Source organism: Nonomuraea sp. NPDC002799 (assembly GCF_053592075.1).
Genome location: NZ_JBSFVA010000026.1, coordinates 114110 through 136441, shown reverse-complemented (window position 1 = coordinate 136441; position 22332 = coordinate 114110). Strand labels below are relative to the sequence as shown.

The 22332-nt window shown below is 70.8% G+C and carries 24 protein-coding genes; 18 read left to right on the top strand and 6 right to left on the bottom strand.

Going from position 1 to position 22332, the window contains the following annotated elements:
- Positions 1–46 precede the first annotated feature (46 nt).
- Positions 47–625 carry an RNA polymerase sigma factor gene (locus ACWD0F_RS36035; RefSeq protein WP_449884017.1) on the top strand — a complete coding sequence of 193 codons (579 nt, stop codon included), beginning with the start codon at positions 47–49 and terminating at the stop codon, positions 623–625.
- Between the two features lie 2 nt (positions 626–627).
- On the top strand, positions 628–1647 hold the full coding sequence (locus ACWD0F_RS36030; protein ID WP_449884015.1) for an LCP family protein: 1020 nt from the start codon (positions 628–630) through the stop codon (positions 1645–1647).
- 97 nt (positions 1648–1744) lie between these two features.
- On the opposite strand, the gene ACWD0F_RS36025 is transcribed toward ACWD0F_RS36030, so the two are convergent.
- The 3 genes from ACWD0F_RS36025 to ACWD0F_RS36015 all read right to left on the bottom strand — a co-directional run bounded on the left by ACWD0F_RS36025 (position 1745) and on the right by ACWD0F_RS36015 (position 3926).
- Positions 1745–2620, bottom strand: coding sequence for an HAD family hydrolase (locus ACWD0F_RS36025; protein WP_449884013.1), 876 nt, complete (start codon positions 2618–2620; stop codon positions 1745–1747).
- 10 nt (positions 2621–2630) lie between these two features.
- Positions 2631–3263: a DUF5667 domain-containing protein gene (locus ACWD0F_RS36020; protein ID WP_449884010.1), complete on the bottom strand. Its 633-nt coding sequence runs from the start codon at positions 3261–3263 to the stop codon at positions 2631–2633.
- A gap of 96 nt (positions 3264–3359) precedes the next feature.
- Positions 3360–3926 carry a sigma-70 family RNA polymerase sigma factor gene (locus tag ACWD0F_RS36015; RefSeq protein ID WP_449884008.1) on the bottom strand — a complete coding sequence of 189 codons (567 nt, stop codon included), beginning with the start codon at positions 3924–3926 and terminating at the stop codon, positions 3360–3362.
- 393 nt (positions 3927–4319) lie between these two features.
- Here ACWD0F_RS36015 and ACWD0F_RS36010 point away from each other — a divergent pair, with 393 nt between their 5' ends.
- Positions 4320–5789, top strand: coding sequence for an antibiotic biosynthesis monooxygenase (locus ACWD0F_RS36010; RefSeq protein WP_449884005.1), 1470 nt, complete (start codon positions 4320–4322; stop codon positions 5787–5789).
- A gap of 20 nt (positions 5790–5809) precedes the next feature.
- Here ACWD0F_RS36010 and ACWD0F_RS36005 read toward each other — a convergent pair whose 3' ends face one another.
- Complete coding sequence (locus ACWD0F_RS36005; protein WP_449884002.1) at positions 5810–6046, bottom strand: glutaredoxin family protein; 237 nt, start codon at positions 6044–6046, stop codon at positions 5810–5812.
- 115 nt (positions 6047–6161) lie between these two features.
- Between ACWD0F_RS36005 and ACWD0F_RS36000 the strand changes: the two genes are divergently transcribed.
- The 8 genes from ACWD0F_RS36000 (at position 6162) to ACWD0F_RS35965 (ending at position 14738) form a co-directional block, all read left to right on the top strand.
- The gene (locus tag ACWD0F_RS36000) at positions 6162–6839 is read left to right on the top strand and encodes a redox-sensing transcriptional repressor Rex (RefSeq protein WP_449883999.1); all 678 of its coding nucleotides are present in this window, start codon (positions 6162–6164) and stop codon (positions 6837–6839) included.
- Positions 6836–8092, top strand: coding sequence for a glutamyl-tRNA reductase (locus ACWD0F_RS35995; protein ID WP_449883996.1), 1257 nt, complete (start codon positions 6836–6838; stop codon positions 8090–8092). Before ACWD0F_RS36000 ends, ACWD0F_RS35995 begins: the two co-directional genes overlap by 4 nt.
- A complete protein-coding gene (gene hemC, locus ACWD0F_RS35990; RefSeq protein WP_449883993.1) occupies positions 8089–9003 on the top strand; it encodes a hydroxymethylbilane synthase in 915 nt (304 codons plus the stop codon). Before ACWD0F_RS35995 ends, hemC begins: the two co-directional genes overlap by 4 nt.
- Positions 9000–10544, top strand: a complete 1545-nt coding sequence (locus tag ACWD0F_RS35985) for a uroporphyrinogen-III synthase (RefSeq protein WP_449883990.1) — start codon at positions 9000–9002, stop codon at positions 10542–10544. Before hemC ends, ACWD0F_RS35985 begins: the two co-directional genes overlap by 4 nt.
- A complete protein-coding gene (gene hemB, locus ACWD0F_RS35980; RefSeq protein WP_449883988.1) occupies positions 10541–11524 on the top strand; it encodes a porphobilinogen synthase in 984 nt (327 codons plus the stop codon). Before ACWD0F_RS35985 ends, hemB begins: the two co-directional genes overlap by 4 nt.
- 132 nt (positions 11525–11656) lie before the next feature.
- Entirely contained in the window at positions 11657–12286 is a 630-nt protein-coding gene (locus ACWD0F_RS35975; protein WP_449883986.1) for a bifunctional DNA primase/polymerase, read from the top strand.
- Positions 12287–12320: 34 nt separating this feature from the next.
- Positions 12321–13613 (top strand): glutamate-1-semialdehyde 2,1-aminomutase, encoded by a 1293-nt coding sequence (hemL, locus tag ACWD0F_RS35970; protein ID WP_449883983.1) that lies wholly within the window; start codon positions 12321–12323, stop codon positions 13611–13613.
- A gap of 204 nt (positions 13614–13817) precedes the next feature.
- The gene (locus ACWD0F_RS35965; RefSeq protein WP_449883982.1) at positions 13818–14738 is read left to right on the top strand and encodes a LysR family transcriptional regulator; all 921 of its coding nucleotides are present in this window, start codon (positions 13818–13820) and stop codon (positions 14736–14738) included.
- Between the two features lie 73 nt (positions 14739–14811).
- Here the strand turns inward: ACWD0F_RS35965 and ACWD0F_RS35960 are convergent, their stop codons facing one another.
- The gene (locus ACWD0F_RS35960) at positions 14812–15669 is read right to left on the bottom strand and encodes an EamA family transporter (protein WP_449883979.1); all 858 of its coding nucleotides are present in this window, start codon (positions 15667–15669) and stop codon (positions 14812–14814) included.
- A 90-nt stretch (positions 15670–15759) separates the two neighbouring features.
- On the opposite strand from ACWD0F_RS35960, the gene ACWD0F_RS35955 reads away from it, so the two are divergent.
- The 5 genes from ACWD0F_RS35955 to ccsB all read left to right on the top strand — a co-directional run bounded on the left by ACWD0F_RS35955 (position 15760) and on the right by ccsB (position 20329).
- Positions 15760–16398, top strand: a complete 639-nt coding sequence (locus ACWD0F_RS35955; RefSeq protein ID WP_449883977.1) for a histidine phosphatase family protein — start codon at positions 15760–15762, stop codon at positions 16396–16398.
- Positions 16399–16481: 83 nt separating this feature from the next.
- Positions 16482–17045: a TlpA family protein disulfide reductase gene (locus tag ACWD0F_RS35950; RefSeq protein WP_449883974.1), complete on the top strand. Its 564-nt coding sequence runs from the start codon at positions 16482–16484 to the stop codon at positions 17043–17045.
- A complete protein-coding gene (locus ACWD0F_RS35945) occupies positions 17038–17760 on the top strand; it encodes a cytochrome c biogenesis CcdA family protein (RefSeq protein ID WP_449883970.1) in 723 nt (240 codons plus the stop codon). Before ACWD0F_RS35950 ends, ACWD0F_RS35945 begins: the two co-directional genes overlap by 8 nt.
- Positions 17761–19320: a cytochrome c biogenesis protein ResB gene (resB, locus tag ACWD0F_RS35940; RefSeq protein ID WP_449883967.1), complete on the top strand. Its 1560-nt coding sequence runs from the start codon at positions 17761–17763 to the stop codon at positions 19318–19320.
- Positions 19310–20329: a c-type cytochrome biogenesis protein CcsB gene (gene ccsB / locus ACWD0F_RS35935; protein WP_449883965.1), complete on the top strand. Its 1020-nt coding sequence runs from the start codon at positions 19310–19312 to the stop codon at positions 20327–20329. The genes resB and ccsB overlap by 11 nt, the downstream gene beginning before the upstream one ends.
- Here the strand turns inward: ccsB and ACWD0F_RS35930 are convergent.
- Complete coding sequence (locus ACWD0F_RS35930) at positions 20326–20619, bottom strand: PLDc N-terminal domain-containing protein (RefSeq protein ID WP_449883962.1); 294 nt, start codon at positions 20617–20619, stop codon at positions 20326–20328. The two genes, ccsB and ACWD0F_RS35930, sit on opposite strands and share 4 nt — an antisense overlap.
- 138 nt (positions 20620–20757) lie before the next feature.
- Between ACWD0F_RS35930 and ACWD0F_RS35925 the strand changes: the two genes are divergently transcribed.
- Both ACWD0F_RS35925 and ACWD0F_RS35920 read left to right on the top strand, forming a co-directional pair.
- The gene (locus ACWD0F_RS35925; protein ID WP_449883959.1) at positions 20758–21840 is read left to right on the top strand and encodes a hypothetical protein; all 1083 of its coding nucleotides are present in this window, start codon (positions 20758–20760) and stop codon (positions 21838–21840) included.
- Between the two features lie 10 nt (positions 21841–21850).
- Positions 21851–22093 (top strand): hypothetical protein, encoded by a 243-nt coding sequence (locus ACWD0F_RS35920; RefSeq protein WP_449883956.1) that lies wholly within the window; start codon positions 21851–21853, stop codon positions 22091–22093.
- The last annotated feature ends 239 nt before the right edge of the window (positions 22094–22332 follow it).

The following is a 22332-nucleotide window of genomic DNA, read 5'->3' as shown; positions in this document are numbered from 1 at the left end:
GGTTGTGGCAAGACATGCGTGACCGATCTCCCACAGAAGGGCGGAGATGATCACGCAACCCGCCACCAGGGGCGCGGACTCCGAGCTGGTGAGCGCCTCGTGGACCGAACCCGAGGCCTTCGCCGAGCTCTTCGACCGCTACTCCGCCATGCTCTACAGGTACGCCTCCAAACGGCTCGGCCCCGAGCCCGCCGAAGATCTCGTCGGTGAGACGTTCCTGATCGCCTTCTCCCGCCGGACGACCTACGACCTGTCCTATACCGACGCCAGGCCGTGGCTCTTCGGCATCCTCACCAAGCTCGTCTCAAGGCACCACCGCAAGGAGGCGGCCCGCTACCGGGCCCTCCTGCGCGCCCCTGTCGACCCCGACGTGGAGTCGCCCGCCGACCGGGTGGCCGCGGGGGTCAGCGCCCAGGCCGTGCGGGCCGAGCTGGCCGGCGCGCTCGCGGCGCTGCCCGCCAAGGACCGCGACGTGCTGCTGCTGATCGCCTGGGGCGATCTCACGTACGAGGAGGTCGGGCGGGCGCTCGGCATCCCCGTCGGAACCGTGCGCTCCCGCCTCAACCGGGGCAGGCGGAAGGTACGGGCCGCCCTCGGCGACAACAATCCCATGGAGGAGGAGTGACGATGGACGATCTGAAGCTGCTCCGCGACCTCGGCGGGCACCTTGAACACCAACCGCCCGTGTCGCTCGTCCGCCAGCGCGACCGCATGTTCGGGACCCGCCACCGCCGCCGCCGGCCGGGCTGGTGGACGGCCGGGCTCGTGGCCGTCGCCACCGTGGCCACCGTCGCGGCGGTCGCCGTGCCCGCCCTGCTGATCGGCGACGCACGCCTGCCGGCCGGGCCCGCCACGGCCGGCGAGAACGTGGACATGAGCGGAGCGCGCAACGTGCTGGTGATCGGCTCCGACACGCGTGAGGGTGCGGGCAACAGCAAGTACGGCCCCATGCAGGCCAGAGTTGGCGTCGGCCGGCGCTCCGACACCATCATGATCGTCCATGTGCCGGCCGACAGGAAGAAGACCACGGCGGTCAACGTCCCCCGCGACTCGGTGGTGCCCATCCCGGCCTGTTCCTCGTCGCCGGCCAGGACCGGCCTGATCAACTCGGCGTACGACGAGGGCGGGGCGGCCTGTCTGCGGAAGACGCTGGAGAAGCTCACCGGGCTGGACATCCACCACTCGGTCGAGGTGGACTTCGCCGGCTTCAAGGGCATGGTGGACGCGATCGGAGGGGTGGAGGTCACCTTGCCGCGGCCGGTGGACGACAAGGCGGCCAAACTGAGGCTGCCCGCGGGCCGGAGCCACCTGAACGGCGAGCAGGCACTCGGCTACGTCCGGCTGCGCCAGTACGGCGACGGCTCGGACATCCAGCGGATCAAGCGGCAGCAGGCGGTCGTGCTCGCGATGCTGAAGAAGGTCGAGAGCGTGATGCTCGACCCCGCCCGGCTCAAGGCCCTCCTCACCGCGGTGCGCGCGTCGGTCAAGACGGATCTGACCATGGAGGAGATGTACGAGCTGGCCACCGACCTGTCGGAGACCAGGCTGACCCTGCGGACGGTCCCCTGGGAGCCCTACGCGCTGGACGGGAACCGGCTCCAGTGGAAGCAGCCGGAGGCCCGCGACCTCTTCGACACGCTGAAGTAGGGGGCGCCTATCGGGCTGAGCGGGAGTGCCGTCCTGCCGATCGGCCCGAGCGGGAGTGCCGCCCGGCTTAGCGGGCCGAGCGGTAGTGCCGCCCGGCTTAGCGGGCCGAGCGGTAGTGCCGCCGCAGGGCGATGCCGGCGGCGACGCCGCCGGCCACGGCCCCCACCCCGGCGGCGATGGGCAGCGCCGCCATCGTGGCCTTGCGCCCGGTGCGGAAGTCCTTGATCGGCCACGCGTGCGTCCTGGCGTGCTCGCGCAGCTCGCTGTCGGGGTTGATGGCCACGGCCTGCCCGACCAGCGACAGCAGCGGCAGGTCGTTGGCCGAGTCGCTGTAGGCGGTGCACCGGGTGAGGTCGAGCCCCTCCCTGCGCGCCAGCGCGCGCACCGCCTCCGCCTTGGCGGGCCCGTGGAGCAGGTCGCCGACCAGCCGGCCGCTGTAGACGCCGTTGCTGGTCTCGGCGACCGTGCCGAGCGCGCCCGTCAGGCCGAGGCGCTGCGCGATGACCCTGGCCAGCTCCACCGGCGTGGCGGTGACCAGCCAGACCCGCTGGCCGGCGTCGAGGTGGCGCTGCGCGAGGGCCCTGGTGCCGCCCCAGATGCGGTCGGCCATGACCTCGTCGTAGATCTCCTCGCCGAGGCGTACGACGTCGTCGACCTTGGCGCCGGCGACGAAGGCCAGCGCGGTCTCCCTGGCGACCGCGATGTGCTCCGGATTCTCGTTGCCCCGCAGCCTGAACACCGCCTGCCCCACCGCGAACTTGACCAGGTCGGACGTCGTGAACAGCCCGCGCGTGGCCAGCCCCCTGGCGAAGTGGTAGATCGAGGCGCCGCGCATCATCGTGTTGTCGACGTCGAAGAACGCCGCGGCCGGCAGGTCGGCCTCGACCGGGGCGACGGTGACCGCCGCCTGCGCCGCGGCCTCACCGGCGACCTCGGGCTCCATCACTTCTCGTCGTCGCATTAGCCGCCACATGGGCTTCAGCTTACTTGGGCGCGACCAGACCCTCGATGTAGTCCAGGTAGCCCTCCGCCTGGGCGAGCTGGCCTTCGTCGAGTTGCTGCAGCATGGGGCGCACGGTCTCCTTCTGGTCGCGCGCGAATTTCTTGATCTTGGGCGAGCGGGGCTCGGCCCGTTCCAGGCGGCTGATGCCGGCGCGGGTCGACTCCTCCATCTCCTTCAGCGTCTCGCTCACCAGCGGGCCGTCGTCGGCCGAGCCGAGCAGGCTGGCGACCTCCCTGGCGCGGGTCTGGGCCGAGTCGAGCTCGCGCCGGCCGCGTTCGGCGTCGTCGGTGCTGAGGCGCACCATCGTGCTCTCGGCGGCGCGCTTGAGCGGGTAGAGCGAGTCTCCCGGCACCGCCTGGTAGGTGGCGAAGGCCGAGACCATCATGCCGACCGCCAGCCCGAACGTGGCGAGCTGCGACAACAGCGGCCGCCGCCGCGGCGCCGGGCGCCGGTGGCCGTGCCTGACGGGCACCCCCGCCTCCACAGCGACGCCGCCGGAGACGAGGCCGCTGGAGACGGGGCCGCCTGAGACGAGTTCGGCGCGCAGGCGCTCGCGGAACCCCGGCTCGGGAGCGCCGCCGAGCGGCAACTCCCGCAGCTCTGTGAGGTGCACGAGTACGCGCTCCCGCCGACTGCGCGCCCTACTCATTGGACAGCTCCCTGCCGGTCTGACCGTGACACCTGACTAACGAGGGGCGGATGGTGGAGGTTACGCCAAGTCGTGCTTGAGTGCCCTGGCCAGCGAGCGCACGGCCCGGAACTGCAGCGCTTTGATCGCTCCACTCTTCTTCCCCATGATCAGCGCGGTTTCCGCGAGCGAGAGGCCGTGCAGGAAGCGCAGGACCACGCATTCTTGTTGTTCGGGATTGAGATCTCGTACGGCTCGGAGCACCCGGTCGTTGATGATGGCCGTGACCACGGCGTTCTCGGGAATGTGCGAGCCGTCAAGCGGAACGTCGATCACCTCGCCCGTCGGGATCTCCAGGCGGTAGCGCCCGGACTTGAAGTGGTCGGCGACCAGGTTGCGCGCGATCGTCACGAGCCAGGCGCCGAAGTCCCGGCCCTGCCAGGTGAAGTCGGCGATCCTGCGCAGCGCGCGCAGGAAGGTCTCGCTGGTGAGGTCCTCGGCGAGCGGATGGGAGCCGACCCGGAAGTAGATGTAGCGGTAGACAAGATCCACATAGCGGTCGTAGAGCGTGCCAAACGACTCCGAGCAGCCGTTCTTGGCATGCAGCACCAGGGTACGGATGGCGTCGTCGGGCTCGTCTTCGCGCACGGCGACCTCGCCCGTCCGGGCAGGTCCAGCGATCGCCGGCGCGAGTACGCCGGCGAATGGTGACGAGTCAGGCATCCGGTATCCCTAGGGGTAAGGGGTGCGGCGTGCTCGAACACTCTAGAAATCAACCGGAAATTCCACAATCCACAGATTGCTGGCATTGGACGGCTTATTCGGCAGATACCGTATAGGCGCACACCCCGCGACCTGCGGTAAGCCGTCGTACGCGGCCGACGCGGGCACACACTGCGCCACCTGCGATAAGCCGCTGGACAAGGCCTCCTTAGGGTCGTATCCCGCCCCCCCGGGGTGCCGGCCCACCTGTGGACCGACCGACCTGTTCCCTCTTCGGCTACCGGCTGGGAGGCATAGTCCGGCAGCATTGGAGTCACCATGGAGATCCTCGTTGCTGTCATAGCTCTTGCCGGTGCGCTCCTGGCCGCCGTCGCGGCTGGTGCCCTGATTCGACGCCTTCGCGACGAGCCAGAGGGGTGGTTGATCGCCTGGACCGTTGCAGCCGCCGCCTTGTGCCTGTCGCTCGGCGTGATCGGGATCGGCTACCTGATGGGGTTCGGCGGCGTCACGTTCCGGGCCTATCAGGTGACGGGGTCGCTGCTGGCGCCGCTCTGGCTGGCCGTCGGCCTGGTGCAGTTGCTGGCCGAGAAGGCGCCGCCGAGATTCCTGGCGTGGTTGCTCGGTGTCGCGCTGACCGTCGTGGCCGCCGCGATCATGATTTTCGACCCGCTCAAGTCCACGGAGATGACCAAGGTCCTGCCCTCGGGCACGGACTTCTGGGGCATCATCCCCGGCTACCTGCTGATCGGCGTGCACGTCCTCGACGTGCTGATCATGCTGGCCATGCTCGTGACGGCGGCGCTCAAGTGGCGCAGCGGCGACGAGTACGACACCGACAACCTGCACGCGGTGGCGGTCGTCGTCCCGTCGGGCATCGCCCTCGTGGGCGCGATGCGGTTCGCGGTTTCGCCGTTCGTCACCACGGTCCTCCTCATCGTGGCCGCGGCGGCGATCTGGTACACCGTGCTGAGGCCGCTGGCGCCGTACGAGGACGACGACGAGGACGACTTCGCCCCGGACCGCGACGACCGCTCTTCCCGCCCGGAGGGGCGCTCTCAGCGCCGCGAGGAGCGATCCGCGTACCGGGAGGAGCGGGCGCAGTCGGCGATGGGAGCCCCGCCCCAGCAGCAGCCGCACACGCAACAGCAGCGTGCCCAGCCGCAGCCGGGGCACCGGGCGATGCCCGAGCCCGTGCCGGCCGCCGACCTGCCGGCCGCGCCGCAGCGCCGGTCGTCGGGGCTGGGCGACCTGGTGGCCGAATACCGCGCGGGCGATCAGGAGATCGACTACGCCGCCCGGATGGCCGCGCCGCCCGAGACCGGGCCCGCGACCGGCTACATCATGAACGGCGCCCCGCCCCAGCGGCCCGACTACGCCATGCCGGGCACCGGGGCCGTCTACCCCGGCGCCGAGCTGTTCCCCGGCCCGCAGCAGCAGCAGCAGGGCTCCACCAAGCCCGCACCGAACATCTACGGGCTGCTCACCGTCTTCACGATCATGGACGGCGCCGGCGAGGCGTTCGACCGGCTGGCCGAGGCGACCGTCGAGGCCGTGCGCCGCAGCGAGCCCGACACGCTCGTCTACGCCTGCCACGCGGTCAAGTCGGCGCCCCTGCAGCGCATCGTCTACGAGCTCTACCGCGACGAGGTCGCCTACCGCGACCACCAGCGGCAGCCGCACGTCGAGAGGTTCCTCAACGAGCGCCAGTCCATGGTGCTGGCGACCAACGTCATCGAGCTGCACGTCAACGCCGCGAAGGTGGTGCCCCTGCCGACAGCGATGTACTGAGGGCCCCCGCCCGCCGGCGGCTACGTGCTGAGCGCCGCCCGCAGGCGGTTCTCGTCCACCCGCCAGAAGTCGTGCTGCACGCCGTCGATCAGTGTGACCGGGATCATCTCCCAGTATTTCTCCTTGAGCTCCTCGGAGGAGTCGATGCTGACCTCCTCCCAGGGCACGCCGAGCTCGTCCGCGACTCTGGCGACGATTTCGCGCGCGTCGTCACAGAGGTGACAGCCGGGTTTGCTGAGCAACGTGATGCGACGCATGGGGCCACCGTACCGCCGCGACTTTGTGCATCGGTTCACAAAGGGATTAACCTCAAAGACGGTTCGATTCCGTTCACGCGGCCCCCAAGCCGCCCGCACCCTGGAGCTCCGGCACGTGAAGAGCCCGTCCCAGCCCCGTGACCGCGGTATTCCCGAGGCGACGGTCGCCCGGCTTCCGTTGTACCTGCGGGCGCTGAACGGGATGGCCGAGCGGGGCATCGCGACCGTCAGCTCGGAGGACCTGGCCATAGCCGCCGGGGTCAACTCGGCCAAGCTGCGCAAGGATCTGTCGCATCTCGGCTCCTACGGCACCCGAGGCGTAGGCTATGACGTCGAGTACCTCGTCTACCAGATCTCCCGTGAGCTCGGCCTGACGCAAGACTGGGCGGTGGCCATCGTCGGAGTCGGCAACCTCGGCCGCGCGCTGGCCAACTACGGCGGCTTCGTCTCCAGGGGCTTCCGGGTGGCGGCGCTGGTCGACGCCGACCCCGAAGTCGTGGGCGACACCATCGCGGGATTGAATGTGGAGCACATCGACGAACTGGAAGCCCTGATCGGACGGCGTGGAGTCTCGATCGTGGTTCTGGCGACACCGGCGGCGGCGGCACAGGAAGTTTGTGATCGCGTGATAGCCGTGGGCGTAACCAGCATCCTGAACTTCGCCCCAGTCGTACTATCCGTACCGGAAAGTGTCGATGTTCGGAAAGTCGACCTATCAATCGAACTGCAGATTCTCGCGTTCCACGAGCAACGCAAGGCTGGGGGGCCACTCATGGCGGTGGACAGTCAATGAGTGTTCTGGCTATCGGACTCAGTCACCGGACCGCTCCGGTGGCCCTGCTCGAGCGCGTCTCGATGACGGGTGACGCGCTCGCCAAGCTGCTGCACGACGTACGGGAAGACCCCTGCGTCGCGGAAGCCATGGTGGTCTCGACCTGCAACAGGGTCGAGGTCTACGTCACGGTCGACCGCTTCCACCCCGCCGTCACCGCCGTCAGTGGCCTACTGGGCCTGCACTCGGGCGTGCCCGTGGAGGAGCTGACGCCGCACCTCTACGTGCACTACGAGGAGCGGGCCGTCGAGCACCTGTTCTCCCTGGTCTGCGGCCTCGACTCCATGGTGGTCGGCGAGGGCCAGATCCTCGGCCAGGTCCGCCAGGCACTCAAGCTCGGGCAGCGTCAGGGCACCGTCGGCGCCGTGCTCAACGAGCTGGTCCAGCAGGCGCTGCGGGTCGGCAAGCGGGCGCACCACGACACCGAGATCGACCAGGCCGGCGCCTCCCTCGTGACCGCCGGGCTGGCCCTGGCGGGCGAGCTGGCCGGCCGGCGGGCGCTGGTGGTAGGCGCGGGCTCGATGAGCTCGCTGGCCGCCGCCACACTGGCCCGCGCCGGCGTCAGCGACATCGTGGTGGCCAACCGCACGTTCGAGCGGGGCGCCCGGCTGGCGGAGTCCGTCGGAGGCCGCGCCGTGGAGTTCGCCGCCGTGGCCGAGGAGCTGGCCGGCGCGGACATCGTCATCACCTGTACGGGCGCGGGCCGCCACATCATCACCCCCGGCATGCTCACCCGTGAGGCGTTCCTGCTGGACCTGGCGTTGCCGCACGACGTCGACCCGGCGGTACGCTCAGTAGCGGGCATCACGCTCGTCGACCTGGAGACGATCCAGGAGTCGGGCATCGGAGCGCGGGAAGGCGACGCGGTCCGGTCCGTGCGCGCGCTGGTCGCAGAGGAGCTGCGCGCCTACCTCGACGCCGAGCGGGCCGCCAAGGTCACCCCGACCGTGGTGGCGTTGCGGAGCAAGGCGGCGGGCGTCGTGGAGTCGGAGCTGGGCCGCCTGCTCATGCGGGTGCCCGATCTAGACCAACGAGCCAGGGATGAGGTGGCCATGACCGTGCAGCGGGTCGTCGACAAACTGCTTCACGAGCCGACTGTGCGTGTCAAGCAGCTCGCCACCTCCCCAGGAGGCGATCATTATGCGGAAGCTCTGCGCGAGCTGTTCAACCTGGATCCGAAGATGCCCGAGGCCGTGAGGGAGGTGGAGCTGTGACGTCAGGGACTCTGCGGCTGGGGACCCGCCGCAGCCTGCTGGCCACCACGCAGTCGGGGATGGTGGCCGACGCCTACACCCAGCGCACCGGCCGCGCGGTCGAGCTGGTCGGCGTGACCACCTTCGGCGACGTGACCAAGGCCCATCTCGCGCAGCTCGGCGGCACGGGCGTGTTCGTCAGCGCGCTGCGCGACAAGCTCATGGCCGACGAGATCGACTTCGCCGTCCACTCGCTGAAGGACCTGCCGACCAAGCAGGACCCGCGTTTCACGCTCGCCGCGCTCCCCGCCCGGCACGACCACCGCGACGCGCTGGTCGGCCCGCACAAGTTCGCCGATCTCGCGCCCGGCGCGCGGGTCGGCACCGGCTCGCCCCGCCGGGTCGCCATGCTGAGCGCCCTGCGCCCCGATCTCGAGTACGTCCCGATCCGCGGCAACGCCGACACGCGCATCGGCAAGGTGACCTCGGGCGAGCTCGACGCGGTCGTGCTCGCCGCGGCCGGCCTGACCAGGATCGGCCGCGCCGCCGAGATCGCGCAGATCTTCGAGCTGGAGGAGCTGCTGCCCGCGCCCGGTCAGGGCGCGCTGGCCGTGGAATGCCGCTCCGACCGCGCCGACCTGATCGATTTCCTCAGCGTGCTCGACGACCCGCGCACCCGCTCCGCGGTGACCGCCGAGCGCGCCGTGCTGTCCGCCCTCGAGGCCGGCTGCGCCGCTCCGGTGGGTGCTTTCGCGGCCGATGACGGGCACACTCTGAACCTGACCGCCTCGGTCGTCGCTGTCGACGGCCGTGAGGCGATCCGCAAGTCCGCCGCCGGCTCTCCTTCGGAGGCTGCAAACCTCGGCCGCCTCCTAGCGGCCGAGATGATCGCCGAAGGTGCCGACAGATTGATGGGGGAGCATTCCCATTGAGCTCCGATAGTCCGACCTCCGGTTTCGTCGCGTTCGTAGGCGCGGGTCCCGGTGATCCCAATCTGCTTACGCTCCGTGCCGCCGAACTGCTCGCCAAGGCCGACGCGGTGGTGCTCGACCAGGAGACGCACGGCCCGCTGCTGCGCCACTGCCGCGAAGGAGTCGAGGTCGCCGAAGGCGACTACGTCCGGCGCGCCAAGGCCGGGCAGCTCGTCGTGCGCCTGTGCGAGGGCGATCCCATGTTGTTCTCCTCGATCACCGAGGAGGTCGCGGCCTGCGCCGCGGCGGAGGTGGACTTCGAGATCGTGCCCGGCGTGCCGCCCGCGACCGCGGTGCTCACCTACGCCGGCATCCCGGCGGCCACGGGTGTGCCCGAGTTCCGCGTCGTCGACGCGGCGCAGCAGCAGGACTGGGCCTCCCACGCCGCCACCCGCGGCACCCTGGTGATCTACAACGGCGTGGCCGACGCCGTGGCCATCGGCAAGGCCCTCATCAACGGCGGCAAACCCGACAGCACGCCCGTCGCCGTCAGCAGTGGCGGCACCACCACCGAGCAGTACACCGTGGTGTCCTCGCTCGGCAGGCTCCAGGCCGACCTCAAGCACGCCGGGTTCACCGAGCCCGCGCTGATCGTCGTCGGCGAGGCCGTGGGGCAGCGCGACAGATTGTCGTGGTTCGAGACCAAGCCGCTGTTCGGCTGGCGGGTGCTGGTGCCGCGCACCAAGGAGCAGTCCCGCAGCCTGTCCGACCAGCTCGTGGCCTACGGCGCGGTGCCCGAGGAGGTGCCGACCATCTCGGTCGAGCCGCCCCGCACGCCGCAGCAGATGGACCGCGCCATCAAGGGTCTCGTCACCGGCCGTTACGAGTGGGTGGCCTTCACCAGCGCCAACGCGGTCAAGGCCGTGCGCGAGAAGTTCGAGGAATACGGCCTCGACGCGCGCGCCTTCGCCGGGCTCAAGGTGGCCGCCGTGGGCGACGCCACCGCGCGGGCCCTGGTCGAGTTCGGGGTCAAGCCCGACCTGCTGCCGTCGGGCGAGCAGTCGTCCGAGGGGCTGGTGGCCGAGTGGCCGCCTTACGACTCGATGCTCGACCCGATCAACCGGGTGCTGCTGCCGCGGGCCGACATCTCCACCGACACGCTGGTGGCCGGGCTCACCGAGCTGGGCTGGGAGTGCGACGACGTCACCGCGTACCGCACCGTGCGGGCCGCGCCGCCGCCCGCGCCCATCCGTGAGGCGATCAAGGGCGGCGGCTTCGACGCCGTGCTCTTCACCTCCTCCTCCACCGTGCGCAACCTGGTGGGCATCGCCGGCAAGCCGCACAACGTGACCGTGATCGCGGTCATCGGCCCGCAGACGGCCAAGACGGCCGAGGAGTTCGGGCTCCGGGTCGACGTCATGGCCGACCGGCCGTCCGCGACCGCGCTGGCCGCGGCGCTGGCCGAGTACGGCGCCAAGCAGCGCCAGGCGGCCGTGGCGGTCGGTGACACCCCGCGCAGGCCCTCGCAGAACCGCCGGGGCGCCAGAAGGAGAGGCAGATGAGCGCGCACTATCCCGTCGCCCGTCCCCGGCGGTTGCGCCGCAACCCCGCGCTGCGCCGCATGGTCGCGGGCACCCGGCTGCACGCCGCCGACCTGATCCTGCCCATGTTCGTCAAGGAAGGCATCGCCGAGCCGCAGCCCGTGGCGTCGATGCCGGGCGTCATGCAGCACACCCGCGACTCGCTGCGCAAGGCCGCGCACGAGGCGGCCGAGGCCGGCGTGGGCGGGCTGATCTTGTTCGGCATCCCGGCCGTCAAGGATGCCCGCGGCTCGGCCGGCGACGACCCCGGCGGGATCCTGCAGGTGGCCCTGCGCGAGGTGAGCGCCGAGGTCGGCGACTCCATCGTGGTGATGGCCGACACCTGCCTCGACGAGTTCACCGACCACGGGCACTGCGGCATCCTGACGCCGTCGGGTGACGTGGACAACGACGCCACGCTGGAGCGGTACGCCTCGATCGCGGTGGCGCAGGCCGCCGCGGGCTCCCAGATGGTGGCGCCGAGCGGGATGATGGACGGCCAGGTCGGCGCGATCCGGGCCGCGCTGGACGGGGCAGGCTACGGCAACGTCCCGATCATGGCTTATTCGGCGAAATACGCCTCCGCCTTCTACGGGCCGTTCCGTGACGCCGCCGAGTGCGCGCCGCAGTTCGGCGACCGCAGCACCCACCAGCAGGACCCGGCGGGGCCGCTGGAGGAGGCGCTGCGCGAGGTCCGGCTCGACCTGGCCGAAGGCGCGGACGTGGTGATGGTCAAGCCCGCGCTGGCCTACCTCGACGTGATCACCCGCTTCCGCGACGAGGTCGACGTGCCGGTGGCGGCCTACCAGGTCAGCGGCGAGTACGCGATGATCGAGGCCGCGGCGGCCAACGGCTGGGTGGACCGGGAACGCATGATCATGGAGTCCCTGGTGGCGATCAAGCGCGCCGGGGCCGACCTGATCCTGACGTACTGGGCCACCGAAGTGGCGCGCACGCTCTAACCCAGGGGTTTCCCGTCAACTCCTGGGGCCTGTGCGTTAGAGTGCAGTAACAAGTGCTGGTGTGTCCCCGCGTGTGCGCATGTCCGCCCGGGAGCCGGGGACCTCCTCAGGCACTGGGACGGGAGACACACCATGGTGGGGGTACCACTGGCTCGGCGTACCAGAAAGCGGGCGCGGCCGACGCGCATCGGCTCCGTGCTCGAATACGCCGCACTGGGCTGGCCCATCGTGCCCGGCGCCCATCCGCTGCGTCAGGGGTGGCGCGCCTGCTCCTGTGACCGCGTCGGATGTCCGGACCCTGGCGCCCATCCGCTCTCTCCCGCCTGGCACATGCAGGCCACGACGGACCCCGCCCTGCTGACGCGCTGGTGGCAGGCCGAGCCCGAGGCCAATGTGATCCTGCCCACCGGGCACGTGTTCGATGTCTTCGACGTACCGCTCGCCTCCGGCCTGTCGGCCCTCACCCGGATCGACACCGCAGGAGCGCACCCGGGCCCGGTCGCCGCCAACGGCGACCGGGTCCTGTTTTATGTGGCCACCCGCGGCAACCCGGACGACGAGGACGAGTGGTGGTCGTGTCAGCTCGACTGCGACCCCGCGACCATTGACGACACGCCCGGACTGCGGTGGCACTGCCGTGACAGTTACGTGCTCGCGCCGCCGTCCACGCTGCCCACCGGGCAGCCCGTCTCCTGGTTGCGGCCTCCGGACGGCCGGCCGCTGCCCGACCCGCTGCGCATCCTGGAGTGGCTGGCCGACTGAGCCGCCGCCCCTGGCCGCGGCTAACCTGGGTCGGGTGAGCCGTACACAGAACTCCGAGGACCTGTTCGCCCGCGCCCGCCAGATCGTTCCCGGTGGCGTCAACTCCCCGGTCCGCGCGTTCGGCGCGGTGGGCGGCACGCCCCGCTTCATGGCCGCCGGCCAGGGCCCGTACATCACCGACGTCGACGGCAACAGATATGTCGACCTGGTGTGCTCCTGGGGCCCGATGATCCTCGGGCATCGCCATCCGGCCGTCGTCGAGGCCGTTTCCGGCGCGGTGGCCCACGGGTTCTCCTTCGGCACCGCCACCCCCGGCGAGGTGGAGCTGGCCGAGGAGATCGTCGCCAGGGTGGCGCCCGTCGAGAAGGTGCGGCTGGTCAGCTCCGGCACCGAGGCGACCATGAGCGCCGTGCGGCTGGCCCGCGGGTTCACCGGGCGGTCCAAGGTGATCAAGTTCGCCGGCTGCTACCACGGGCACGTGGACGCGCTGCTGGCCGCGGCGGGGTCCGGGGTGGTGACGTTCGGGCTGCCCGACACGCCTGGGGTGACCGGGGCGTCGGCGGCGGACACGATCGTGCTGCCCTACAACTCCATCGAGGCCGTCGAGGAGGCGTTCGCGGCGGCCGACATCGCGTGCGTGATCACCGAGGCGTGCCCGGCCAACATGGGCGTCGTCCCGCCGCGGGCCGGCTTCAACGCGCGGCTGCGCGAGTTGTGCACGGCCAACGGGGCGCTGCTCATCGTGGATGAGGTGCTGACCGGCTTCCGGGTCTCACCGGCCGGCTGGTACGGCCTCGACCCCGTCGACGCCGACCTCATGACGTTCGGCAAGGTCATGGGCGGCGGGCTGCCGGCGGCCGCGTTCGGCGGGCGGGCCGACGTCATGGCCTGCCTCGCTCCCGAGGGGCCGGTCTACCAGGCGGGCACGCTGTCGGGTAACCCGCTGGCCTGCGCCGCCGGGCTGGCCACGCTGCGTGCTCTCGACGCCGCCGCCTACGAGCGGGTGGACACCGCCGCGCTGGCCGTGGGCCAGGCCGCCTCGGAGGCGCTGGCGACGGCGGGGGTGCCGCACCGGCTGCAGCGGGCGGGCAGCCTGTTCTCGATCTTCTTCACGGACGCCGAGGTGACGAACTTCGACGAGGCCAAGACGCAGAACACCGCCGCGTTCACCGCGTTCTTCCACGCGATGCTCGACCAGGGCGTCTATCTGCCGCCTTCGGCGTACGAGGCGTGGTTCCTGTCGGCGTCGCACGACGACGAGGCGATCAGCCGGGTCGCTGAGGCGCTCCCGGCAGCGGCCAAGGCCGCTGCCGGCGTTCTCGGCTGATCCTGGGCCGGGCGCTCACTTCAGCGGGTGGGCTTCTGGTGGCGGATGCGCTGCTCACGGGCCTGATCGGCGAGCACCTTGAGGTAGGAGGTGGAGCCGGACTGTTGCTTGTTCACCGTGTTGTTTCTCATGCATCTATTTTCATCCACTACACATTGGAGGACAAGCGAGACTTTCTACGCTAAACCATTTAGGCTGGCTTACATGTTGGATCTCAACCGGCTCAAGGCCCTCCACGCCGTGCACACCTACGGGTCGGTGGGGGCTGCGGCCGACGCGCTCATGGTCACCCCGTCGGCCGTGTCGCAGCAGATCGCCAAGCTGGAACGGGAGACCGGGGCCAGGCTCGTGGAACGCAACGGCCGGGGCATCAGGCTGACGGACGCCGCCGGGCTGCTCGCCGAGCACGCCGAGCGCATCCTCGCCCTGGTCGAGACCGCCGAGGCCGACTTCGAGGCGCTGCGCGGCGAGGTCGTCGGCCGCCTCAACGTCGCCTCCTTCGCCACCGCCACCCGGGGCCTGATGCCGGGCGCGCTGGCCGCGCTCCGCAAGCTCCATCCCGACCTGTGGATCCAGCTCAACGAACGCGAGCCGGAGCGGGTGCTGCGCGACGTGGCCAGGGGCGAGCTGGACCTGGGCGTGATCCAGGACTGGCACAACCGGCCCACGGCCATGCCCGAGGGCCTGTCCAGGGCCACGCTGCTCGACGACGTGGCCGACGTGGCGGTGCCCGCCGGCCATCCGCTCGCGGGCCGCAAGGAGCTGGAGCTGGCCGAGCTCAGCGGTGACCGGTGGATCAGCTCATCGCCCGGCACCGTCTGCCACGACTGGCTGGTCTTCACGCTGCGCAACGCCTCGCTGGAGCCGGTGATCGCCTGCATGGCCGACGAGTATCCGACCCAGCTCGCCCTGGTGGCGGCCGGTCTCGGCTGCGCGATCGTGCCGCGGCTCGGCCGCGACTGCGTGCCCGAAGGCGTGCGTCTCGTCCCGCTCAGGCCGCGCCAGACGCGCCGCATCTACGCCGTGTGGCGCACCGACGCCGCCCGCCGTCCCGCGATCAGGGCGCTGGTCGAGGCGCTGGCGGAGTCGAGCAGGAAGCAGGAGAACGCCTGGGCCGTCAAGTGACCCCCTGAAAGCATCGGGTCAGGTCAGCCCAGCCACCCCGGCTCAGCTCAGGCGATGGCCCCCACCCCCCGGCTCAGCTCAGGGCGATGGCCACCACGCCGCCGAGGATGACGCCGGCCGCCAGCAGCCGGCGCCGCAGGTCGCCTTCGGCCAGCAGCCGCCCGCCGAGCACGACCGCGATCAGCACGCTGATCTCGCGGGCAGGCGCCACCACCGTCACCGGCGCCATCGTGAACGCGATCAGCACCAGCAGGTACGACACGAAGACCAGCACGGCCGTGCCCACCACGCGGAGCCGGTGCTCGCGCCACACGGGCCGCACCAGCGCCCGCCGGCCGCGCAGCACGAAGGGCGTGAGCGCGGCAGCGCGCCCCACCTCGCCGAGATAGTTGAGCATCACGGGCGCCACGGCGAACGCGCTCACCACCCGCGAGTCCCACACCGTGTACGCCGCGATGAAGACCCCCACGACCAGCCCGAAGACCAGCCCCTTGAGATCGCTCCCCGTCACGCCCCCGCTCAGCAGGAACACGCCCAGCCCGACCAGCACGATCCCCGCCACGCCGCCGGGAGAGGGCCGCTCGCCGAGGAACAACACGGCCACCAGGCTGGCCAGCATGGGGCCTGTGCCGCGCGCGACCGGGTAGACGACCGACAGGTCGCCCGTGCCGTACCCGCGCTGGAGCAGCACGAAGTAGCCGAGGTGCAGGGCCGCGCTGCCGCCGATCACCGCGATGTCCTGCCAGGTGGGGCGCTCGCCCGTGACCAGCAGGAACCCCGCGAACAGCGGGCTCCAGACGACCACGGCGGTGACGGCCACGAGCCAGAGGAAGACCACGCCGTCGGCCTGGGATGCCTTCTTGCTGAGCAGGTTCCAGGAGGCATGGGAGACGGCGGCGACGAGGATGAGGACGAGGGCCCACGGGCTCAAGCGGCGGCTCCTTTTCGAGCCGACTTTACCCACCATGACCCGGTGGGCGCCCTCCGCACGGTTCCGAGGAGCGGATAGGCTGTGCGCACCATGGCTGAAACCACCGTCGTCCACCTGCTGCGCCACGGTGAGGTGCACAATCCCGCCGGCCTCCTCTATGGCAGGCTGCCCGGCTACCACCTGTCCGAGACAGGTCAGCTCATGGCCGAGACCGTCGCCAAGGCGGTCGGCGGCCGTGACATCGTCGCGCTGTTCAGCTCGCCGATGGAGCGCGCGCTGGAGACCGCGGCGCCGCTCGCCGACAAGCTCGGCCTCGACATCGTCCAGGACGTCCGCCTGATCGAGGCGGAGAACCTCCTGGAGGGCCGCCAGGTCGGCCAGGGCATGGCGCTGCTTCGCGATCCGCGAAACTACCGCTTCTTCTGGAACCCGCTCAGGCCGTCGTGGGGCGAGGCTTACCCCGTGATCGTCAAGCGGATGAAATCGATGATCGACGACGCCAGGGCGGCGGCGCGCGGGCACGAGACGGTGCTCGTCAGCCACCAGCTCCCGATCTGGGCGCTCAGGTCGGCCGCCGAGGGCCGCCGGCTCTGGCACGACCCGAGACGCAGGCAGTGCGCGCTGGCGAGCCTCACCTCGCTCACGTTCGACGGAGACCGCCTGGTCAGCATCGGCTACAGCGAGCCCGCCGGCTCGCTCCGGCCTGGACCGTCCGTTCCGGGGGCCTGACGCGCTCCCCGGTGTCCGGAGCGCGGGGCCCCGACGGTAGAGTTGCAAGCTCTACCGGTTGTAGTACAAGGAGATCTTCCTCCGTGCGCGCGACGTCCCTCACCCTCGTTCTCCTGGCTGCTCTGGTCGCGGGCTGCGCGGGCAACCAGAGCGGTCAGCCCCAGGCGGGCGACACCCGCTTCGTCGCCGGCGACGGGAAAATGCAGGTGTTCGAGGCCGCCGAGCGCAAGACCGCGCCCGCGATCGAGGGGCCGACGATCGACGGCGCGACCGCCTCGCTGGCCGCGCACAAGGGCAAGGTCGTGGTGATCAACTTCTGGGCGTCGTGGTGCGGCCCCTGCCGGGCCGAGGCGCCGGTGCTCAAGGAGGTCGCCGCCAAGACCAAGGGCGGCGTGGAGTTCCTCGGCATCGACTTCAAGGACCGTCAGGCCGACGCGCAGGCGTTCGAGCGCACCGAGCAGACCGGCTACCCGCACATCTTCGACCAGCCGGGCAAGGTGGCGCTGGCCTTCCAGGGCACGGTGCCGCCCGCGGCCATCCCGTCGACGCTGATCATCGACAAGCAGGGCCGGATCGCCGCCAGGGCCCTGGGCGCGGTCAAATACACCGATCTGCTGAACACGGTGACCAAGGTGCGCGATGAATGACGTCGTCGCCTCGGGCTCGTTGTTGCTCGCGGTGCCGATCGCGGTGCTCGCCGGGGTGGTGTCGTTCCTGTCGCCGTGCGTGCTGCCGCTGGTGCCGGGCTATCTGTCCTACGTGACCGGCATGAGCGCCGATCCCAAACGCGGGCGGCTGGTGCTGGGCACGGTGCTCTTCGTGGCCGGGTTCGGGCTGGTGTTCGTGCTCAGCGGAGCGCTGTTCGGCGGGCTCGGCTCGGTCATGCTGGGCAACGTCGAGATCATCACCCGGGTGCTCGGCGTGCTGACGATCCTGCTCGGGCTGGTGTTCCTGGGCGCCGTGCCCTGGCTGATGCGCGACGTGCGCATCCACAAGGTGCCCGCCGCAGGGCTGGCCGGGGCGCCGCTGCTCGGCGTGGTGTTCGGGCTGGGGTGGACGCCGTGCATCGGGCCCACGCTGGCCGTCGTGCTCACCCTCGGGCTCAACGAGGGCAGCGCCGCCAGGGGCGCCCTGCTGGCCGTCGCGTACGCGCTGGGCCTGGGGCTGCCGTTCGTGGCCGCCGCCCTGGCGTACAGCAAGGCCCTTCGGACGTTCCGCGCCATTCGCAAGCACTCGCGCCTGATCACCAGGGTCGGCGGCGGCATGATGGTGGCCGTCGGGGTGCTGCTCGTGACCGGGCTGTGGGGAGAGATGATCGCGGCCATGCAAGGACTGATCGGCGCTTTCGAGCCGGTGATCTAGATGAGTGTCACGGAGCTGGACAAGGAGCAGGAGCCCAAGGGGGCCACGTTCGGGGTCGTCGGCTGGTTGCGGTGGGGCTGGCGCACGCTCACCTCGATGAAGACGGCGCTGATCCTGCTGTTCCTGCTCGCGCTCGGCTCGGTGCCGGGCTCGCTGGTGCCGCAGCGCGGCGTCGAGCCCGACAAGGTCGCGAAGCTCTACGAGAAGAGCCCCGTGCTCGCCGAGTGGTACGACCGCTTCCAGCTCTTCGAGGTCTTCACCTCGACCTGGTTCGCGGCCGTCTACCTGCTGCTGTTCGCCTCGCTGATCGGCTGCCTCATCCCGCGCACCGCGACCTATCTGCGCGAGCTGCGCCGCAAGCCGCCCGCCGCGCCGAAGAACGTCGCCAAGCTGCCCCACGCCGCGACCTTCGACGGCGACCTGCGGGTCGAGGAGGCCGCGCGGCGGCTGCGCAAGCTGCGCTTCCGCGTCGTGACCGGCGACGGCTGGGTCTCGGCCGAGAAGGGTTACCTGCGCGAGACCGGCAACCTGTTCTTCCACATCGCGCTGCTCGGCATCCTGCTCGCGATCGGCTTCGGCTCCCTGTTCGGCTATCGCGGCAACGTCCTGGTCGTGGAGGGCGACGGGTTCGCCAACACGGTGGCGGCCTATGACCGGTTCATCCCCGGCAACCAGGTGTCGGCCGAGTCGCTGGAGCCGTTCTCCTTCCAGCTCACCGACTTCAAGGTGTCCTACCAGGTCACCGGCGACAAGAAGGGGCAGGCGCTCGACTACACCGGCCATCTGAGGGTCAACGACTCGCCCGGCTCGCCCGCCCGCGACTACGAGCTCAAGGTCAACGACCCGCTGGAGATCAACGGCACCCAGACCTACCTGATCGGCAACGGCTACGCCCCCGTCTTCAAGGTCACCGACGGCAAGGGCCAGGTGGCCTTCGAAGGGCCGGTCCCGTGCCTGATCGAGGCGAAGGCCACGATGAGCTCCGGATGCGTGGTCAAGGCGCCGGACGCGCGGCCGTCGCAGCTCGGCTTCCTGCTGCGGTTCCTGCCCACCAGCGTGCCGCTGACGGACGGCACCTACGCCTCGGCCTTCCCCGGCGAGCTCAACCCCGAGGTGCAGCTCATCGGCGCCTTCTCCGGCGACTTCGGGGTGCGCTCCGGCCGGCCGCAGTCGGTCTACGAGCTGGCGCCGCCCGAGGTCCTGAAGAAGCTCACCCCGCTCGTCATGGGCACCAACGTGCCCAAGCCGCTCGCGGTCGGCCAGTCGATCGACCTGCCCGGCGGAGCGGGCAAGCTGGAGTTCACCGGGGTCAAGCAGTGGATCACGCTCCAGACGGCCTACGACCCCGGGCGCGGGCCCGCTCTCGCGGCGGCCGGGACGGCCGTGGTCGCCATCGCGCTCTCGCTCATGATCCGCCGCCGCCGGGTGTTCGTGCGGATCAAGGACGGCGTGGTCCAGGTGGGCGGCCTCACCCGCACCGAAGGCTCCGCGGCGGGCTTCGCCGAGGAGTTCGCCGACATCGTCAAGGTTCTAGCCGCAGGAGACAAGGATGTCCGCTAACGAACTCGCCGAGCTGAGCGATCAGTTCGTGCTCGCCGCCGTCCTGCTCTACGTCTTCGCCATGGTCGGCTTCGCACTCGACCTGGCCTTCGGCCGGGCCCGCCCGGACGAGGCGGCCGCAGGGGCGTCCGCCGCCGTCAAGCAGCCGGTGACGGTCGGGGCGGCGGCCGGCGGCGAGGGACCGACCGACGGGGCCTCAGCGGATGCGGCCCCGGCGAGCGCGGTGGTGCCGCCCGGTGCGGACGCGGCGGTGCCGCCCCGTGCGGGCGTGCCCTCTCGTGGGGCCGCCAAGGCGGGGATGGTCGCGCTCGCGCTCGCCTGGCTGGGCTGGGCGGCCAACCTCACCGCCATCGTCACCCGCGGCCTGGCCGCCGACCGGTGGCCGTGGGGCAACATGTACGAGTTCGTGGTGGCCATCTGCTTCGCCGCCGTGACCGCGTTCCTCGGCACCCAGCTCCGCTACAACGTGCGCTTCCTGGGCGCCTTCGTCACGGTCACCGCGGCGCTCGGCCTCGGGCTCGCGACCAAGGTCTTCTACACGGCGGCGGGTCCCGTCGTGCCGGCGCTCAACTCGTACTGGATCGCCATCCACGTCACGGCGGCCATCATCGCCAGCGGCCTGCTGACGCTGGCGGGCGTGTCAGGCGTGCTCTACCTGGTGCGCGGCAACGGGATCTCGCGTCTGCCGGCCCGCGCCGACCTGGAGCGGGTGGCCCACCGGGCGATCGTGCTGGCCTTCCCGCTGTGGACCTTCGCCGTCATCGCCGGCGCGCTCTGGGCGGACCGGGCCTGGGGTCGCTACTGGGGCTGGGACCCCAAGGAGGTCTGGTCGTTCATCACCTGGGTGGCCTACGCCGCCTACCTGCACGCCAGGGTGACCGCCGGATGGCGGGGGCGGGCCGCGACGATCGTGCAGCTCCTGGCGTTCTGCTGCCTGCTGTTCAACCTGGTGGGGGTCAACATCTTCGTCGAGGGTCTGCACAGCTACGCCGACGTCAGCGGCGACTAGCTCAGGTCGTCGCCGCGCATCTTGCGTTCGAGGTCACGAAGGAAGTCGGGGTCGTCGTCCGGCCCCTTCGGCGCGCCCGCACCCGGGGGCACCGCCGATGGTGCGCGCTCGGCGCGCGGCCGTCCGCGCGCCGTCCACACCAGCCCGCCGAGCAGCGGGAGCAGGACGACTACGAACATCCACAGTGCTTTTGGTACGTTCCTAACCTCGTCTTCCGGGGTGGTCGCCACGTCGAAGATCGAGAAGATCCAGAAGACCAGCAGCGCCACACCGATCACAACACCTGCCATGCCCCGAACTTTAAGCCATCCCATGACCTGATCGTGCTGCCTGATGTCCCATTTCGGGTGACTAGTGGAAGATCGGCGTCGTACGGTGGAACCCGATGCGGCGGTGTCCACGGGGCTCCACGGGCGTTGAGAGGTGCGATGGCCTTTTCTGGTGACAAGGGCCGGCATCGGCGCGGTCGTTGGTGGCGGCGTGGGTCCTATCTCTTCTCACGCCGCAGCGAGGCGCCACCCGACGCCGACCGCTCCTTCTGGTCGATCGCCCGGGAGACGTCCGACAGGCCGGGCTTCCGCGACAAGCCGAGCCCGCGCGACAGGCCGGGCTTCCGCGACAAGTCCAGCTCGCGTGAGAAGCCGAGTTTCCGCGAGCGGGCCGGCTTCCGCGACAAGCGCGCGGCGGACACCGGGTCCAGCGGCGCCCTGCGCGGCCAGGAGTCACGCCCGCGGGAGCAGCCGCACCCCGCCGGACGTTCCGAGGTCACCTGGGACGGGTTCGTCTTACGCGAGCGCCACGAGCGCCTGCCCGCCGCCGTGGCCGAGCGCCCCCGCTACACCTGGTACGACTTCGAGCTCACCGACCAGCCTCCCAGAGCCCAGCCGAACCGGCCCGACGTGCCGTCGATGGGCGACGGCCTGCGCAACTGCGGAAAGCTGGAGTCCATCCTGCACCGGCAGTGGGACGCCAGGCTGGGCCCGCCGTCCGCGGACGTCGTACGCGCGGTGGAGAGCCTGGCCAGGCTGCCCGAGCGGCTGAAGGAGCGGCTCGCGGCCGGTCTCGAAGGCATCTTCGTCGGCGGCGGAGGCGTGCCCGATCTCGACGACATGGGTTACTTACGCGGCGCTCCGCTCCCGTCGGGCCGGGCCACGTGGGACATCTGCGCCGGCGCGTACGGTGACCGGAAGATCGTCGTAGGCGATCGCCCGTCGCCCACCCCGGACGTGATGATGCACGAGGTCGGCCACGCGATCGACGACATCGACGCGCCGCACGGTGACTGGGTATCTGATTCGCCAGAGTTCGTGCACCTCTACGACACGGCCATGCAGCTTCTGGCCTCGACCTTCCACCGCCAGGGGGGCGGGCTCGGCCGCAAGGAGTTCTTCGCCGACGCCTTCGCCGCCATCGCCTCCCGCCAGCGCCCGGCCCTCGTGGACATGCTCGGGGGAGACACGCGCATGGCGCTGGACATCATGCTCTTCTTCAACCGGCGCTACGGAATCTAGGTGATCCGCCATGTACGTCATCCGGCTCGCGGACGGGACGTTGCGCGTGCCGCAGAGCCTGACCAGCGAAGACGGGCGTCTCATCGGCAACGCGTACGTGAGTGTGCAGCCTGGCGAACCCGGCTACGAGCAGTGGCTGCCCGAGTCGCTGACCGAGGAGGAGGCCGAGCTGCGCCGCCGGCGCTGGGAAGAGGAGAACGACGACCTGGAGCGTGAGTTCCTGGCTTTCAAGGCCGACCAGGAAGACGCCTGACCGCGGCGCTGGCACGCGGAGGCGTGACGGGAAAAGCTGGTCGCGCGGGCCGGAGCCGGGTCGCGAGCAAACGGACAGGCGCCAGCCACGGTCGGCGGATGGCGCCGCCCCGTGCTTGCCCTACGGAAGTGTGGCCGGGAAGCACGCGAACAGTGGGTTCCGCCGGCGGTGATCCTGGCGGTAGGCGGACCTGCCGCCAATGGTGGACTGCTGGACACTGCCCACCGTGCAGGATCACC

Bases quoted from the DNA above. Each gene is read 5' to 3' on its own strand.
- ACWD0F_RS36035 (WP_449884017.1), top strand. From the start codon at position 47: ATGATCACGCAACCCGCCACCAGGGGCGCGGACTCCGAGCTGGTGAGC.
- ACWD0F_RS36030 (WP_449884015.1), top strand. From the start codon at position 628: ATGGACGATCTGAAGCTGCTCCGCGACCTCGGCGGGCACCTTGAACAC.
- ACWD0F_RS36025 (WP_449884013.1), bottom strand. From the start codon at position 2,620: ATGTGGCGGCTAATGCGACGACGAGAAGTGATGGAGCCCGAGGTCGCC.
- ACWD0F_RS36010 (WP_449884005.1), top strand. From the start codon at position 4,320: ATGGAGATCCTCGTTGCTGTCATAGCTCTTGCCGGTGCGCTCCTGGCC.
- ACWD0F_RS36005 (WP_449884002.1), bottom strand. From the start codon at position 6,046: ATGCGTCGCATCACGTTGCTCAGCAAACCCGGCTGTCACCTCTGTGAC.
- ACWD0F_RS35995 (WP_449883996.1), top strand. From the start codon at position 6,836: ATGAGTGTTCTGGCTATCGGACTCAGTCACCGGACCGCTCCGGTGGCC.
- hemB (WP_449883988.1), top strand. From the start codon at position 10,541: ATGAGCGCGCACTATCCCGTCGCCCGTCCCCGGCGGTTGCGCCGCAAC.
- ACWD0F_RS35975 (WP_449883986.1), top strand. From the start codon at position 11,657: ATGGTGGGGGTACCACTGGCTCGGCGTACCAGAAAGCGGGCGCGGCCG.
- ACWD0F_RS35965 (WP_449883982.1), top strand. From the start codon at position 13,818: ATGTTGGATCTCAACCGGCTCAAGGCCCTCCACGCCGTGCACACCTAC.
- ACWD0F_RS35955 (WP_449883977.1), top strand. From the start codon at position 15,760: ATGGCTGAAACCACCGTCGTCCACCTGCTGCGCCACGGTGAGGTGCAC.
- ACWD0F_RS35945 (WP_449883970.1), top strand. From the start codon at position 17,038: ATGAATGACGTCGTCGCCTCGGGCTCGTTGTTGCTCGCGGTGCCGATC.
- resB (WP_449883967.1), top strand. From the start codon at position 17,761: ATGAGTGTCACGGAGCTGGACAAGGAGCAGGAGCCCAAGGGGGCCACG.
- ccsB (WP_449883965.1), top strand. From the start codon at position 19,310: ATGTCCGCTAACGAACTCGCCGAGCTGAGCGATCAGTTCGTGCTCGCC.
- ACWD0F_RS35930 (WP_449883962.1), bottom strand. From the start codon at position 20,619: ATGGCAGGTGTTGTGATCGGTGTGGCGCTGCTGGTCTTCTGGATCTTC.
- ACWD0F_RS35925 (WP_449883959.1), top strand. From the start codon at position 20,758: ATGGCCTTTTCTGGTGACAAGGGCCGGCATCGGCGCGGTCGTTGGTGG.
- ACWD0F_RS35920 (WP_449883956.1), top strand. From the start codon at position 21,851: ATGTACGTCATCCGGCTCGCGGACGGGACGTTGCGCGTGCCGCAGAGC.